Genomic DNA, 14,202 nt, shown 5'->3' with positions numbered 1-14,202 from the left:
TCTCCCTGTATTTCTTGTCAGTTGCTGAACGGATAGTCCCGCCGTTCCGGGTCGGCACGTGGAGAGTTGGCAGCTTCGCCCGCGCCCAGCGCCGCCGATATCGTCTCGGCCGCCGCCTTCGTCCGTTCGAAGACGGTCTTGCGATCGAAGCGGGCGGCCTTTTGCGGCAGGAACGGGACTGTGAGCGCGGCAATGACCGCGCCGGTATGGTCGCGCACCGGCATCGAGATGTTGGTGCAGCCCTCAACAGCCAGCGAAGCGCGCATTTCATAGCCGAGCCTTGCGACGTCGTTCAGCCGCGCTTCGATTTCCGCCCGGCTGCCTTGGCCTTCGCCCGCAGCGACGATCCGTTCGACGATGCGGTCGCGCTCGGCGCGGCTCGAATGCGCCAGCAGCACCGCGCCGGAGCTCGTTTCGAGGATCGGGAAATGTGAGCCGAGGGCAACCGAATAACGCATCGGCAAAGGCGAATCGATCTGCAGCACGACCAGCGCGCTCTCGCCTTCGCGCACGACCAGATGGCAGCTCTGATCGGCATTGGCGGCGAGGCCGCGCATTACCGGCAGCGCGCATTCAACCAGGCGGTTTACCGGCGGATGCATATGCGCCAGCTCGAATAGCTTCAGCGACAGGCGGAAGCGGTCCGAGCGCGTCCGGAAAATGTAGCCGCGCTTCTCCAGCAGCAGCAGGATGCGGTAGATCTCGTGAATGGAGCGCCCCATTCCGGTGGCGATCTCTGTCTGGGTCAGCGGCTCGCCGCTGGCAGCCATGAATTCCAGGATATCGAGCGCCTTCTCCACCGCCGGCACGCGGTAGCCGTTGCGGCCGCTTTCGCCCTCGTCGACGATCTGGGCAATATCGGTGGCCATTACGCGACGCTCCGTTGCGGCTGGCCATGCCTGGTCTCGCGATAGAGCCGGTTCAGCCGATCCGCGAGCTCGGCCGCCGGCAATTCGCCGGCGATGGCCGCGGCAGCATGAGGGGCGCATTGGCGGAAGAAGCTGATGAAGCCCGTATGGGTCGGGCGCAGATAGGAGGCTTCGATCGTCGCCAGCGTCGAGGCGAAGAAGCCGCCCGAGAGCGCGTTGACCTCGGCATCCTGCCACGCCGCCAGCGATCCCGGCTGTCCGCCGGATTTCACATAGTCGCCGCGCTGATAGCCGGGCGAGCACAGAAACAGCGCGTAATCGATGGCTGCCTGCTTGTGTTTCGATTGGGCGCTGACGCCGACGCCGGCGCCGCCGAGCAAGGCGCCGGCGGATCGCGGCGTCGGCACATCGGCGAAGCGCAGATACGGCCTGTCTGCCTTGAAGGCATAGTTCACATAGCCGAAGGCGAACGGCACGTAGACCACATCGTCATGCGCGATCATATGATCGTAGCAGCGGATCGGGTTCCATTTCGGCGAGTCCGGATGCGACAGCGCCGCAAGCTGGCGCAATTGCCCAACGGCCTGCTCGATTTTTTCCCTGGCAATGAACTCGTCGCCGTCTTCCCGCGGTTCGCCCAGCGTCAAAAGCAGGCACATGGCGTCAGTCGGCACCAACGGCAGCCCAAGCCATTTGCCGTCCTTCAAGGCGCGCCGGCCGAGCTCCAGCACCTCGTCATGGCTGCGCGGCAGCGGCCCGTAGCGCTCCAAGAGATCGGGGCGATACGAGGCAACCTGGCAGGCAGCATCGATCGGCAACGCCCATTGGCGCCCGTCCCTTGCGTAGGATTGCCAGGATGCGCCGACCGAATCCCATTCGAAGCCGCGGCGCTGCTCAGCCGACAAATCGAACGGCACCATCAGCCCGCCTTCGGCAATATCGCCGATGAACGGATGGTCGAACACGACAAGATCATAGGCGCCGAGCACCGGACCAAGCGCGCCCTCGCCGAACTCGTAGAGGCTGCGGCGGTCCCATTCGATCTCAAGACCGGGATTGGCGGCACAATACGGCCCGATGCTGGCGTCGAGCGGACCCCAGCAGCGTCGGTGATCCCACGCGAGACCGCGCAGTCTTGTCATGCCCGAAATTCCTCCCTGAACCACCCAGCCGATTAGTAGCAACTATTTTCACCTAGACAAGTAATTTTTACATACGCAAAACCAGTCTCGACTTCGTTTGGCAGGGAAACCGCCCCAACCGCCGCTGGTGCGCATCGCATTGTCGCCGGCCTTCAACCAAAGGCTGCGACGGGTCTGGCTTTTTGGAACTTTCGCGACGAACATACGTTCGGTTGGCGCAACCATCTTGAGCAGCATCATTGGGCAGCGTCACTGGATTCAGCGCCGAGTCGTAGGGAGCGGACGAAATGGCCCAACTGTGGGCGCGGCCATGAACCGGTTTGCCGCCTTGGCATTCGCCACGTTTCTGGCGATAACTTCGATCTGGGTACTGTTTCTGGTTTCTTAAGATTTGGCTTTGGTTGCGTGGGATTTGCCGCTGGTTTGTTAGGATTTGGAGGGGTTCTCGACAGGTTGACCGCTTAACGACATCCACGGCATGTGGTTCTGCCAGCCGGAGCCGCGTGCGTGAAGAAACTGTCGCCAGGAGCACACCGGCGCGCACATTCGGGGTTGGCAGCCACGCTGCCTGCAACGTTCCAATCGGTTTTCAGGAAACGGCGAGATCTCATGTTGCTGAGGGCGATCGTTCGAAACTGTGCCGTTCTTGGCCGCGTCGGCGCGACGACGCTACTTGCCGGGCTGCTTGCCGGCTGCCAGGGCGGCGTGCTCGACCCTCACGGGCCAGTCGGCGCGGCGCAGCGCACGATCCTGCTCAATTCGGTTGCCATCATGCTGGCCATCGTCATCCCGACGATCGTGGCGACGCTCGGCTTTGCCTGGTGGTTCCGGGAAACCAACACAAGAGCGCGGTATCTGCCGGAATGGGCCTATTCCGGACGCATCGAACTGGTGGTCTGGTCGATCCCCATCCTCGTCATCCTGTTTCTGAGCGGCATCATCTGGATCGGGTCGCATGACCTCGATCCAATGAAGCCGCTGGATTCCCAGCAACAGCCGCTTGAGGTGCAGGTCGTCTCGCTCGACTGGAAATGGCTGTTCATCTACCCCGAGCAGAACGTCGCGAGCATCAACCAGCTCGTGGTGCCGGCGGGCAGGCCGGTGCATTTCTCGCTTACCTCGGCAAGTGTCATGAACGCGTTCTTCGTGCCTCAGCTCGGCGGCATGATCTACACGATGAACGGCATGACGACGCAGCTTCACCTGCAGGCGGACCAGCAGGGCGAATTCTATGGGCGGTCGGCCCATTTCAGCGGCGACGGCTTTCCAGGCATGCAATTCGTGCTGCATGCTGTCGCGGTGGACGACTTCGACGCGTTCGTCAATTCGGCGCGAAGCCAGGGACAGGCACTCGACAAGGCCAGCTACCAGGAACTGGCCCGACAGAGCCTGGACGTGCCGCCTTCGACCTATCGCTCGGTCGAGCCGGATCTTTTCCATGAAATCGCGACGCAGGGCGTTCCGCCCGCGCCCGGCCCCCAGGCCGGTCGCCCCGAGCCGAGCGTATCGCCCAAGACAGGAGGCTGACAATGCTCGGAAAATTGAGCTGGGACGTCATTCCGTTCGATCAGCCTCTGCCGATGATCGCCTCGGCGGTCGTCGCCCTGGCAATCCTCGGCGTGCTGGCCTGGGTCTTCCTGGCCGGCCATTTCCCCTATCTGTGGCGCGAATGGATCACCAGCGTCGATCACAAGCGGATCGGCGTGATGTACACGCTGCTGGCGCTGCTGATGCTGCTGCGCGGCTTCAGCGACGCCATCATGATGCGGTCCCAGCAGGCCCTCGCCTTCCAGGCGCCCGGCTATCTGCCGCCCGACCACTTCAACCAGGTCTTTTCCGCCCACGGCACCATCATGATCTTTTTCGGGGCGATGCCGTTCGTCATCGGCCTGATGAACCTGGTCGTGCCGCTGCAGCTCGGCGTCCGCGACGTTGCCTTTCCAACGCTCAACTCGGTGAGTTTCTGGCTCACCGCCACCGGTGCGCTGCTGGTCAACATCTCGCTGGTGATCGGCGAATTCGCGCGCACCGGATGGCTGCCCTATCCGCCGCTCAGCGAGACCGCCTACTCGCCGGGCGTCGGCGTCGATTATTATCTGTGGGCAGTGCAGATAGCGGGCGTCGGAACGCTGCTCACCGGCATCAATTTCGTCACCACGATCCTGAAGATGCGGGCGCCCGGCATGAGTTACCTCAGGATGTCGATGTTCTGCTGGACCTCACTCGCCGCCAGCTTGCTCATCGTCGCCGCGTTCCCGGTCCTCACCGCGACGCTCGCGATGCTGACGCTCGACCGCTATTTCGGCTTTCATTTCTTCACCAATGAAGCCGGCGGCAACATGCTGATGTTCGTGAACCTGATCTGGGCCTGGGGCCATCCCGAGGTCTACATCCTCGTCCTGCCGGCGTTCGGCATCTTCTCGGAGGTTATCTCCACGTTCTCCAGCAAGCCGCTGTTCGGCTACCGCTCGATGGTGGCCGCGACGCTCTTCATCTGCATCGTCTCCTTCATGGTGTGGCTGCACCACTTCTTCACCATGGGAGCCGGCGCCGACGTCAACGCCGCGTTCGGCATCGCCACCAGCATTATCGCTGTCGGTACCGGCGTGAAGATCTACAACTGGATGTTCACCATGTATGGCGGCCGCATCCGCTTCGCGACGCCAATGCTGTGGTCGCTGGGCTTCATGGTGACGTTCGTCATCGGCGGCATGACGGGCGTGTTGCTGGCCGTGCCGCCGGCCGATTTCCTGCTCCACAACAGCCTGTTCCTGGTGGCGCATTTCCATAACGTCATCATCGGCGGTGTGCTGTTCGGCGCCTTCGCGGGATATACCTACTGGTTTCCCAAGGCATTCGGATTCCGGCTGCACGAGGGCTGGGGCAAGCTGGCCTTCTGGCTGACGCTGATCGGCTTCTACGCCACCTTCGTGCCGCTCTACACCGTCGGCCTGCTCGGCATGACCCGCCGCATGCAGCATTTCGACGTGCCGGCCTGGTATCCCTGGGTGCTGGTTGCCGGCGCCGGCATGTTAATCACCACCGCCGGCGTGGTCGCCCAGGTCATTCAGCTCGTCGTCAGCATCCGACAGCGCGCGGCGCTTCGCGATGTCACCGGGGATCCCTGGGACGGGCGTTCGTTGGAATGGGCCACACCCTCGCCGCCGCCGGTCTTCAACTTCGCCGCGCTTCCGCATGTCGAGGGCGAAGAGCCCTACTGGAGCATCAAGCAGCGGGCACGCGAGCAAAACCGGCTGCGCGACGAGCCTGAATACGAGCCGATCGAGATGCCGCGCAACAGTCCCACCGGGTTCATCTGCGCCTTCTTTGCGACCGTGATGGGTTTCGCCCTCATCTGGCACATCTGGTGGATGGTGGCGCTCGGCGCGCTCGGTGCTTTCGCCACCTTCGTCGTATTCGCGTGGCGCGACATACCCGAATACGTCATTCCTGCCGCCGAAGTCGCCCGGATCGACCGCGCCAACCGAAGTGCCCGCCGCGAGGCGCTGGCCACGTATACGGGGCCAAGGCCATGACCGCGATCGACGTTCGAGAGCGTGACCCCTACCACCTCGGCCATCGCGGGCACGGCCATGCCCCCGGCCATGGCGACGGCGGACCGGCACCGATCCGGATCGTCGTCGGCTACGGCTTCTGGATCTTCCTTCTGAGCGACATCGTGATGTTCTCGGCCTTCTTTGCGGCCTACGCCGTGCTGGCGGGCAAGACGGCGGGCGGACCAAGCGGAGCCGAGCTGTTCGACCTGCGCAACGTCGCGATCGAGACGGCGGCCCTGCTGTTGTCGAGCTTTACCTGCGGTCTCGCCAGCCTCGCCGTGACCGCGCGGCGAAGCTCCTGGTTCTATGTTGCGATGGCTGTCACTTTCGTGCTCGGCGCCAGCTTCATCCTGCTCGAGCTGCGCGAGTTCGCGCATATGATTGCCCGCGATGCCGGACCGACGCGCAGCGCCTTCCTGTCGGCGTTCTTCACGCTGGTGGGATGCCATGGCCTGCACGTGACGGCGGGGCTGCTGTGGCTGCTCACGATGATGGCGCAGATCTTCGCCAAGGGATTCCGCGACGATATTCTTCGGCGTTTCATGTGCTTCAGCCTGTTCTGGCACGCCCTCGACATCATCTGGGTCGCCCTGTTCACGGTGGTCTATCTCCTGGGAGCAAGTCGATGAGCAATGCTGACGACCGCCATGCGCAAAGGCGCGACACCGATGGCCTGGAGCGCTACGACATCGATACGGCGCCGGGTGACGAATACCTCGGCGACGCCGAGGTCGGATCCGGGTTACGCGGCTATGTGATCGGCCTCGGGCTGGCAACGCTGTTGACCATCGCCTCGTTCTGGTTGCTCGGAACCAACCTTATATGGGCACCGGGCATCCCGGTGGCGCTGATTGTGCTGGCGATCGCGCAGATGGGCGTGCATCTCGTCTTCTTCCTGCATATCACGACGGGGCCGGACAACACCAACAACGCCCTGGCGCTTGCCTTCGGCGTGCTGATCGTCGTCCTGGTGATCGGCGGCTCGATCTGGATCATGGCCAACCTCGACCACAATTTGATGCCGACGAATGCGATCATGAACATGAACCGCTAGTGACAGTTCCGGCCGTTGGCCGCAGTTCATGCGACAGCCAGCTCGGTCTCAAGCCCGTTCGAATGTGTCGACGACCTCGGCCGCTCCCAGGGCGCGGGGCGCGGCCTCCTTGAGCACATCCATCACCCTGTCTGAGGCTCCCGCATAAAAACCATGAGCCGCCGATGTTCCGATCGCCGCAACTCGGTCAAACCGGATAGCGCGCCGTTGCCCGGAACATTCGCCGAGGAAGCGGGTTTTTCGGTTCGGACGCATCGCCGCGGAATAACGGCAATGGGCCCGGCAATGGACGAAGGGCGGCGCGACATGACCGGGCTAAGCGGCACACAATCGGGCGGAGCAAAAGGTGTTGTGGTCGCGTTCTCCGCGCCGGGCGGCGAGACCATCTATGCCCACGAATGGGAGACCGTCGCTGCCGTCGCGCGCACGATTGCGGCGTTGAAGGGATTTTCCTTCCGCCAGGGCCTGCGTGACTGGGGCGGTGACAACGGCGGGCTGTATTTCGTGCCGGACGACAGCCTGCTTGCCGCCGATGCGGTCCAACTGGGCATCAACGGGCCCGACGACCTCTTCGGCGGTGTGGTGCCCTGGCGCCTCGCAACCACCAAGGCCATAACCCACGAGCTGGTGGACGGGTCGGCGGCACGGCCAAAAGATTGGCCAGCCGGCTTCGGCAGCGCCGTCGGCGCGGCCGTACTGCCCGGCTACACCGCATTTTCACGCGATGACGCGCTGCGCGCAGCGGAACGTCTGCTGCAGCTCGGGCTGGTCCGGTTCAAGCCACCGCGCGCTTCGCGGGGCCGCGACCAGCACACCGCCGCGACGGTCGCCGATATCGAAAGGCTGCTGGAACGATATCCATCCTCCGACCTAAGCGAATACGGGCTTGTTCTCGAAACGGAGCTTCGCGACATTGTCACGCTGAGCATTGGCAGAACCGCGATCGACGGAACATCGGTCAGCTATTACGGCGTGCAGCGGATGACCGCCGACAATGCCGGACAGCCCGTTTACGGCGGATCCGATCTGGTCGTCGTGCGCGGCGGATGGGAAGCGCTCGACAGGCTGCAGCTGTCTCCGGCGCTGACTTTGGCTGTGGCGCAGGCGAGGACCTACGACGCGGCGATGCTTGGCCATCCCGGATTCTTCGCCTCGAGGCGCAACTACGACATCGGCCAAGGTGTCGATTCCTCGGGCATCTGGCGATCGGGTGTGCTGGAAGCCAGCTGGCGGATCGGCGGCAGCAGCACGGCAGAGCTTGCGGCAATGGAGGCCATGACGCGTGACCCCGACGTACAGCTCGTGCATGCGTGCGCGGTCAAGCAATTCGGCAACACCGCGCAGATGCCGCTGGATGCAGAAATCCACTTCCACGGAGAGGACCCCGTGGAGGGCCAAATCACGCGTTATACCGTCGTCACGCAGGCGATCCGAGGACCGGTCAGGAAGCCAGCCGATCGTCATTTTAGGTCGAAGTGAAACACGCTTTTGGCAGGGAACATCCGCGAATGGCCCGAGTTTGTTTCAGGCAGCCAGCTCATCCCGGCCATCGAAGCGAAACTGAGCGACCACAAGGACATCGGCGTCCTGACTGACCTTACCGACTTCGAAGACATGACGGCTGGCGCCTTACGGCGCGACCTGCAGTATGGGCTGAGCAAACTCCGCGAGCTCCACCGCTTCAAACGTGCCGCCGTGATTTCCGACAAGCAGTGGATCAAGGCAGCCACGGAAATGACGGACGCGCTGTTTCCGCAAATCGAGGCGCGGGTGTTCCCGGAAGACGAAAAGGCTCAGGCCCTGAAATGGGTAGCGGCCGTACAATAGCGGCGTTGCCTGGAGGAGTGGCCATGCCCTACGACAAACGACAGGATCCGGAAGGCCTCTGGGAGGTCTATGACAGCGAGAGCGACGAAGCCGTCGTGGTCGGCGGGTTGCCGCTTTCCGGTCTCGACGAGAGCGAAGCCGGTGAAGCGATTGAAAAGCTCAATCGGGGCGAGCTGACGTCGGACAACATCCCCGAGACGGTTCGGTCAGGGTGGCCTCCGACCAAGGACGGATTGTGATGACAACCGGACGGACGTCACCGAGGACGACCGGTCGCGGATCTACGGCGAGGCCTTGACGCCTAACGCGCGGGCCTTGTCCTCGAAGTCGTCGCGAATGTCCTCGATCGTCGGCAGATGCAGGCGTCGCAGCTGGGCGTGCAACTTTTTGGCAGCGTCGGAATTCAGGTCGCGCTTGAAATTGGTCGCGACCTCCTCAGCCGAGCCGTAACGGCGATAGCGCTCGATCTCGGTCTTCGTGGCCTGCTGAACATGTTCGAGCATCTTGCGCTCGGCATCGGATTTTCCGTCGGGTTTGGCCCGCATGACCGGATTGAAGGCTTTGCTGATAACGAATTCGACGAGTTCTTGCTGGGCGTGAGCCATGCTTGTTCTCCCTCGAAGAAGGCCTGTGTGGGCTTGGAACGGTTTCGCGGAAACGCCGAACCGCTCAATCTTTTTGTTTTGACGCAATTCCGAACGGAAAATCGTTCCACGCTTTTCCTGGAATTGCTCTAACCGCGGCAGCAATTGAAGGTTCCGTAGCTTCGTTACCGCTACAGGTCACGGGCGAAGGTCACAGCCGCGCTTTGGTGGTGCGCGGCGTTGCCAGGAGCAGGCTTGTTTCGCTGCCGGTAATTCCGGGGATCAGGCGGATACGTCTCAGCACCGCATCGAACTCGCTCAGCGTCTGGGTTCCGAGTTCTATCACCAGATCCCAACGGCCATTGGTGGTGTGGATCGTCGAGACCTCGGAGAAGCCGCCCAGCGCCCGGATGACGCGATCTGCGGCATGGCCTTCGATTTCGATCATCATGATGCCACGCACCCGCTGATCGACCGCGTCGGCGCGTAGAATGACGGTGTAGCCGACGATGACGCCTCCTCTTTCAAGTCGCTCGATCCGGGACCTTACCGTTGCCCGGGAGACACCCAGGCTAACGGCAAGGTCGGAAATGCTGCGCCGGGCGTCATGCCGCAAAGAGGTGATGATCTGCTCGTCGAGCTGGTCCATGATTGCTCACAACGGAAGTAGATGCTGCCACTATGGTAAGGCACTTCGACAAATTTGCCAATTTGATATGTTCATTCTGCCAGCGATGCGGGGTTCACTAAAGGCATCGTAATTTGGTGGGGTACGAGAATGCACTGCGTGATCGTGGGAGCACCGATCCAGGCCGGCTCTGGCCGGATGGGCTGCGAGATGGGGCCGAGCGCGCTGCGCACGGCCGGTCTGGCCGGCGCGCTGACCGAGCTTGGCCATACGCTGACCGACCTCGGAACGATTGTCCCTGCCGACATGCGCCCTGTCGTACACGGCAACGCGGTGGTGAAGGCGCTGCCGGAAATCGCCGCCTGGACGGCAGCGATCAGCGAAACCGCCTATGCTGCGAGCGCCGACGCAATGCCGATCTTTCTCGGCGGCGACCACAGCATTTCGGCCGGCACGCTCGCCGGCATTGCCCGCCGGGCAGCGAATGCCGGCCGGCCGCTCTTCGTGCTGTGGCTCGACGCCCACCCCGATTTTCATACGCTCGACACGACGACCAGCGGCAATCTGCATGGCGTGCCGCTGGCCTATGCCAGCGGGCAGCCCGGCTTCGAGGGCTATTTCCCCCGCCTCGCGGCGCAGGTGGACTCGGCTCGCATATGCGCGCTGGGAATCCGCAGCGTGGACCTGGCGGAACGGGATGCGTTGCGCAGAGCCGGCGTGACGGTCCACGACATGCGTTCGATCGACGAGCACGGCATCGCGCAACTGCTTCGCGCCTTTCTCGAACGGGTGAGCGCCGCCAACGGCATGCTCCATGTCAGCCTCGATGTCGATTTTCTCGACCCGTCGATCGCGCCGGCGGTGGGCACCACCGTTCCCGGCGGCGCCACCTTCCGCGAGGCGCATCTGGCGATGGAAATGCTGCATGACAGCGGGCTCGTCACCAGTCTCGACCTGGTCGAACTCAACCCCTTTCTCGACGAGCGCGGCCGCACCGCCACGCTTTTGGTCGACCTGACCGCAAGCCTGATGGGCCGGCGGATCATGGATCGCCCGACGAGGGGGTTCTGAGCCATGACCGTCAATTTGAACATCGTTCCGTTCGTCAGCGTCGACCGCATGATGAAGCTGGTGCTTGCCATCGGCATCGAGCGCTTCCTGGTCGAGCTTGCCGCCTATATCGAAGAGGATTTCAGGCGTTGGGAGCTGTTCGACAAGACGCCGCGCGTCGCCTCGCACAGCATTGACGGCGTCATCGAGCTGATGCCGACCAGCGACGGGCAGCTTTACGGCTTCAAATACGTCAACGGGCATCCGAAGAACACGCGTGACGGCCGCCAGACCGTGACCGCTTTCGGCGTGCTTGCCGATGTCGGCAACGGCTATCCGATGCTGCTTTCGGAAATGACCATCCTGACTGCCCTGCGAACGGCGGCCAGCTCGGCGGTCGCGGCGAAATACCTCGCTCCCGGGGCCGCCAGATGCATGGCGATCATCGGCAACGGCGCGCAATCGGAATTTCAGGCTATTGCGTTCAAGGCGCTGCTTGGCGTCGACAGGCTGCGCCTCTACGATATCGACCCGGCGGCCTCGACCAAATGCATGAAGAACCTTGCCGGCATGGGTTTCGACATCAAGCTCTGCGCGTCGGCGCAGGAGGCCGTTGAAGGTGCACAGATCATCACCACGGTAACCGCCGACAAGCGATCGGCAACAATCCTGACCGACAACATGGTCGGGTCCGGCGTGCACATCAACGCGGTCGGCGGCGACTGCCCGGGCAAGACCGAGCTGCATCGCGACATTCTGCTGCGCTCGGATATTTTCGTCGAATATCCGCCGCAGACGCGCATCGAAGGCGAGAGCCAGCAGCTCGATGCGGACCATCCGATCACCGAATTGTGGCAGGTGATGACAGGAAAGGCAGCAGGCCGGACGGACGCCGGACAGATCACGCTGTTTGATTCCGTCGGCTTTGCGATCGAGGATTTTTCCGCGCTACGCTACGTCCGCGATCAGCTTCAGCGGACCGGCCTTTACGAGGAACTAGACCTTCTGGCCGATCCCGATGAGCCGCGTGACCTGTTCGGCATGCTGCTGCGCGCCGAAAAAGTGGCCGGGCTGGCGGTTGCCCGCAGCTGAGCTGCGATCCCGTCGGTCAGTCCTTCTTTTCCTGGTACAGGCGCTCGGTCGCGCGCTCGCTTTCCCTGCGCTCCGCCGGGCCGCGACGGCGCTGGGTGAGCAGGGCGTAGGCGATCAGGATTGCCAGCAGCAGTGGACCGCCTGCAACAACGAGCAACCACAAACTAGTCTCAAACATCGAACCGTCTCCTTTCCCTCACAACCGGGAAGGACCAGAACCGTTCCTCCGTCTTGTCGGAGGTCGCCCGCACCGCGTGGCGTGATTCAGGATTTTGTGCCTCGAGCAGGACGTTCCACGCCTTGTCGGCATGCAGGATGCTCTTATCTAGAGTCTTATCATTCGGTCACAGGCACTCTCTGCAAAGTGAAGGGAACCACAAGGGCTTTCCGACATTTGGTTGTTCAAGAGACAAACGTGCAGCCACACCGGCTCCGGGGCTAGGAATACCATGCGTGAGAATCAATCCGACGTCTTCGATCTGTTTTCCGAGGTTTACAAGAATGCGGCGCAGGAGGAGATAAGCCTCCAGCAATATCTGCTTGCCTGCCGCGAGGACAAGTCGATGTACGCCTCGGCGCCCGAGCGGATGGTCGAGGCGATCGGCGAGCCGACCTTTGTCGATACCAGCAAGGACGAGCGGCTCGGCCGTATTTTTTCGAACCGGACGATCAAGATCTATCCGACCTTCGCCGACTTTTACGGCATGGAGGATACGATCGAGCGTATCGCCGGTTATTTCCGCTATGCCTCGCAAGGGCTCGAGGAACGCAAGCAGATCCTGTATCTCCTCGGCCCGGTCGGCGGCGGCAAGTCCTCGCTTGCGGAGCAGTTGAAAAGGCTGATGGAGCAGCGTCCGATCTATACGCTGAAGGTCGGCGGCCAGGTCAGCCCTGTCTTCGAATCGCCGCTCGGGCTGTTCGACCCCGACCGCATGGGCGACCTTTTGGAGGACAAATACGGCATCGCCCGGCGGCGGCTGAACGGCCTGATCTCGCCCTGGGCGGCCAAGCGCCTCGACGAATTGTCCGGCGACATCTCCAAATTCAGCGTCGTCAAGCTGATGCCGTCCAGGCTTCGCCAGATCGGCATCGCCAAGACCGAGCCGGGCGACGAGAACAACCAGGACGTTTCGGCCCTGGTCGGCAAGGTCGACATCAGGCAGCTGGAAAACTTCAGCCAGTCCGATCCGGATGCCTATTCCTATAGCGGCGGCCTGAACCGGACGACGCAAGGACTGCTCGAATTCGTCGAGATGTTCAAGGCGCCGATCAAGGTGCTGCATCCGCTGCTGACCGCGACCCAGGAAGGCAGCTACAACGGCACCGAGAATTTCGGCGCTTTCCCCTATCAGGGCATCATCGTTGCCCATTCCAACGAATCGGAATGGCTGCAGTTCAAGAACAACAAGAACAACGAGGCGTTCCTCGACCGCATCCTGGTGGTCAAGGTGCCGTATTGCCTGCGGGTCACGGAAGAGCGGCAGATCTACGAGAAGCTGTTGCGCGAAAGCGAATTGGCCTCCAGCCCCTGCGCTCCGGAAGTGCTCGATATCCTCAGCCGGTTCACCGTTTCGACCCGCCTGGCCGAACACGACAATTCGCCGCTCTACACCAAGATGCGCGTCTATGACGGCGAGAACCTCAAGGAAACCGATCCCAAGGCGAAGTCGGTCCAGGAGTACCGAAACGCGGCCGGTGTCGATGAAGGCATGACCGGCGTCAGCACCCGCTTCGCCTTCAAAATCCTGTCGCAGACCTTCAACTACGACACCGAAGAGGTCGCCGCCGATCCGGTGCATCTGATGTACATCCTGGAAGAGGCGATCAAGCGCGAGCAGTTCCCGAAGGAAACCGAGGCGGACTATCTCGATTTCATAAAGTCGGAGCTCGCCACCCGTTATGCCGAGTTCATCGGCCACGAGATCCAGAAGGCCTATCTGGAATCCTACAGCGAATACGGCCAGAACCTGTTCGACCGCTACATCGCCTATGCCGATGCCTGGATCGAGGATCAGGACTTCAAGGATACCGATACCGGCCAGATCCTCAATCGCGAGGTTTTGGACAACGAACTGTCGCAGGTCGAAAAGCCGGCCGGCATCGCCAATCCCAAGGACTTCCGCAACGAAGTGGTGAAGTTCACGCTGCGCGCGCGGGCCAGAAACCACGGCCGTAACCCGTCATGGACAAGCTATGAAAAGCTGCGCGAAGTCATCGAGAAGCGGATGTTCGGGCAGGTCGAAGATCTGCTGCCGGTGATCAGCTTCGGCTCCAAGCAGGACAGCGTGACGGAGAAGCGGCATACCGAATTCGTGCAGCGGATGATCCAGCGCGGTTACACCGAGCGCCAGGTCCGCCGGCTGGTGGACTGGTACATGCGGGTGAACAAGGCGGGTTGA

15 protein-coding genes are annotated in these 14,202 nt (G+C 62.4%); 10 read left to right on the top strand and 5 right to left on the bottom strand.

The window, feature by feature from the left end:
• Positions 1-17: 17 nt before the first annotated feature.
• Both NKI01_RS11770 and NKI01_RS11765 read right to left on the bottom strand, forming a co-directional pair.
• Complete coding sequence (locus NKI01_RS11770) at positions 18-869, bottom strand: IclR family transcriptional regulator (RefSeq protein WP_352963248.1); 852 nt, start codon at positions 867-869, stop codon at positions 18-20.
• Positions 869-2,011, bottom strand: coding sequence for an extracellular solute-binding protein (locus NKI01_RS11765; RefSeq protein WP_352481455.1), 1,143 nt, complete (start codon positions 2,009-2,011; stop codon positions 869-871). The genes NKI01_RS11770 and NKI01_RS11765 overlap by 1 nt, the downstream gene beginning before the upstream one ends.
• A 609-nt stretch (positions 2,012-2,620) precedes the next feature.
• On the opposite strand from NKI01_RS11765, the gene cyoA reads away from it, so the two are divergent.
• The 7 genes from cyoA to NKI01_RS11730 all read left to right on the top strand — a co-directional run bounded on the left by cyoA (position 2,621) and on the right by NKI01_RS11730 (position 8,688).
• On the top strand, positions 2,621-3,538 hold the full coding sequence (gene cyoA / locus NKI01_RS11760; protein ID WP_352963245.1) for a ubiquinol oxidase subunit II: 918 nt from the start codon (positions 2,621-2,623) through the stop codon (positions 3,536-3,538).
• Between the two features lie 2 nt (positions 3,539-3,540).
• Complete coding sequence (cyoB, locus tag NKI01_RS11755) at positions 3,541-5,547, top strand: cytochrome o ubiquinol oxidase subunit I (protein ID WP_352963243.1); 2,007 nt, start codon at positions 3,541-3,543, stop codon at positions 5,545-5,547.
• Complete coding sequence (gene cyoC, locus NKI01_RS11750; protein ID WP_352640329.1) at positions 5,544-6,197, top strand: cytochrome o ubiquinol oxidase subunit III; 654 nt, start codon at positions 5,544-5,546, stop codon at positions 6,195-6,197. The genes cyoB and cyoC overlap by 4 nt, the downstream gene beginning before the upstream one ends.
• Positions 6,194-6,622, top strand: coding sequence for a cytochrome o ubiquinol oxidase subunit IV (gene cyoD / locus NKI01_RS11745; protein WP_023720496.1), 429 nt, complete (start codon positions 6,194-6,196; stop codon positions 6,620-6,622). The genes cyoC and cyoD overlap by 4 nt, the downstream gene beginning before the upstream one ends.
• Before the next feature lie 273 nt (positions 6,623-6,895).
• Entirely contained in the window at positions 6,896-8,101 is a 1,206-nt protein-coding gene (locus tag NKI01_RS11740) for a DUF3182 family protein (protein ID WP_352963241.1), read from the top strand.
• A gap of 9 nt (positions 8,102-8,110) precedes the next feature.
• Positions 8,111-8,449 (top strand): SpoIIAA family protein, encoded by a 339-nt coding sequence (locus NKI01_RS11735; protein WP_352963239.1) that lies wholly within the window; start codon positions 8,111-8,113, stop codon positions 8,447-8,449.
• 23 nt (positions 8,450-8,472) lie between these two features.
• Positions 8,473-8,688, top strand: coding sequence for a hypothetical protein (locus tag NKI01_RS11730; RefSeq protein ID WP_352481451.1), 216 nt, complete (start codon positions 8,473-8,475; stop codon positions 8,686-8,688).
• A gap of 42 nt (positions 8,689-8,730) precedes the next feature.
• Here the strand turns inward: NKI01_RS11730 and NKI01_RS11725 are convergent, their stop codons facing one another.
• Together NKI01_RS11725 and NKI01_RS11720 are read right to left on the bottom strand one after the other, a co-directional pair.
• Positions 8,731-9,054 carry a hypothetical protein gene (locus NKI01_RS11725; protein WP_352481450.1) on the bottom strand — a complete coding sequence of 108 codons (324 nt, stop codon included), beginning with the start codon at positions 9,052-9,054 and terminating at the stop codon, positions 8,731-8,733.
• Between the two features lie 190 nt (positions 9,055-9,244).
• A complete protein-coding gene (locus NKI01_RS11720; protein WP_352481449.1) occupies positions 9,245-9,682 on the bottom strand; it encodes an Lrp/AsnC family transcriptional regulator in 438 nt (145 codons plus the stop codon).
• 129 nt (positions 9,683-9,811) lie between these two features.
• Here NKI01_RS11720 and rocF point away from each other — a divergent pair, with 129 nt between their 5' ends.
• Positions 9,812-10,732, top strand: a complete 921-nt coding sequence (rocF, locus tag NKI01_RS11715) for an arginase (protein WP_352963236.1) — start codon at positions 9,812-9,814, stop codon at positions 10,730-10,732.
• Between the two features lie 3 nt (positions 10,733-10,735).
• Positions 10,736-11,803, top strand: coding sequence for an ornithine cyclodeaminase (ocd, locus tag NKI01_RS11710; RefSeq protein ID WP_023720502.1), 1,068 nt, complete (start codon positions 10,736-10,738; stop codon positions 11,801-11,803).
• 16 nt (positions 11,804-11,819) lie between these two features.
• Here ocd and NKI01_RS11705 read toward each other — a convergent pair whose 3' ends face one another.
• Positions 11,820-11,981: a hypothetical protein gene (locus NKI01_RS11705; protein ID WP_023720503.1), complete on the bottom strand. Its 162-nt coding sequence runs from the start codon at positions 11,979-11,981 to the stop codon at positions 11,820-11,822.
• 271 nt (positions 11,982-12,252) lie between these two features.
• Between NKI01_RS11705 and NKI01_RS11700 the strand changes: the two genes are divergently transcribed.
• Positions 12,253-14,202, top strand: coding sequence for a PrkA family serine protein kinase (locus NKI01_RS11700; protein ID WP_023720504.1), 1,950 nt, complete (start codon positions 12,253-12,255; stop codon positions 14,200-14,202).

Origin of the sequence: Mesorhizobium sp. M0815, assembly GCF_040319995.1 — a bacterium.
Lineage (GTDB): Bacteria > Pseudomonadota > Alphaproteobacteria > Rhizobiales > Rhizobiaceae > Mesorhizobium.
This window is presented reverse-complemented; position numbering and strand designations above follow the sequence as displayed.

Excerpts from the sequence above, each read along its gene's own strand:
- NKI01_RS11770 (WP_352963248.1), bottom strand. The coding sequence starts at position 869 with ATGGCCACCGATATTGCCCAGATCGTCGACGAGGGCGAAAGCGGCCGC.
- NKI01_RS11765 (WP_352481455.1), bottom strand. The coding sequence starts at position 2,011 with ATGACAAGACTGCGCGGTCTCGCGTGGGATCACCGACGCTGCTGGGGT.
- cyoA (WP_352963245.1), top strand. The coding sequence starts at position 2,621 with ATGTTGCTGAGGGCGATCGTTCGAAACTGTGCCGTTCTTGGCCGCGTC.
- cyoB (WP_352963243.1), top strand. The coding sequence starts at position 3,541 with ATGCTCGGAAAATTGAGCTGGGACGTCATTCCGTTCGATCAGCCTCTG.
- cyoC (WP_352640329.1), top strand. The coding sequence starts at position 5,544 with ATGACCGCGATCGACGTTCGAGAGCGTGACCCCTACCACCTCGGCCAT.
- cyoD (WP_023720496.1), top strand. The coding sequence starts at position 6,194 with ATGAGCAATGCTGACGACCGCCATGCGCAAAGGCGCGACACCGATGGC.
- NKI01_RS11740 (WP_352963241.1), top strand. The coding sequence starts at position 6,896 with ATGGGCCCGGCAATGGACGAAGGGCGGCGCGACATGACCGGGCTAAGC.
- NKI01_RS11730 (WP_352481451.1), top strand. The coding sequence starts at position 8,473 with ATGCCCTACGACAAACGACAGGATCCGGAAGGCCTCTGGGAGGTCTAT.
- NKI01_RS11725 (WP_352481450.1), bottom strand. The coding sequence starts at position 9,054 with ATGGCTCACGCCCAGCAAGAACTCGTCGAATTCGTTATCAGCAAAGCC.
- NKI01_RS11720 (WP_352481449.1), bottom strand. The coding sequence starts at position 9,682 with ATGGACCAGCTCGACGAGCAGATCATCACCTCTTTGCGGCATGACGCC.
- rocF (WP_352963236.1), top strand. The coding sequence starts at position 9,812 with ATGCACTGCGTGATCGTGGGAGCACCGATCCAGGCCGGCTCTGGCCGG.
- ocd (WP_023720502.1), top strand. The coding sequence starts at position 10,736 with ATGACCGTCAATTTGAACATCGTTCCGTTCGTCAGCGTCGACCGCATG.
- NKI01_RS11705 (WP_023720503.1), bottom strand. The coding sequence starts at position 11,981 with ATGTTTGAGACTAGTTTGTGGTTGCTCGTTGTTGCAGGCGGTCCACTG.
- NKI01_RS11700 (WP_023720504.1), top strand. The coding sequence starts at position 12,253 with ATGCGTGAGAATCAATCCGACGTCTTCGATCTGTTTTCCGAGGTTTAC.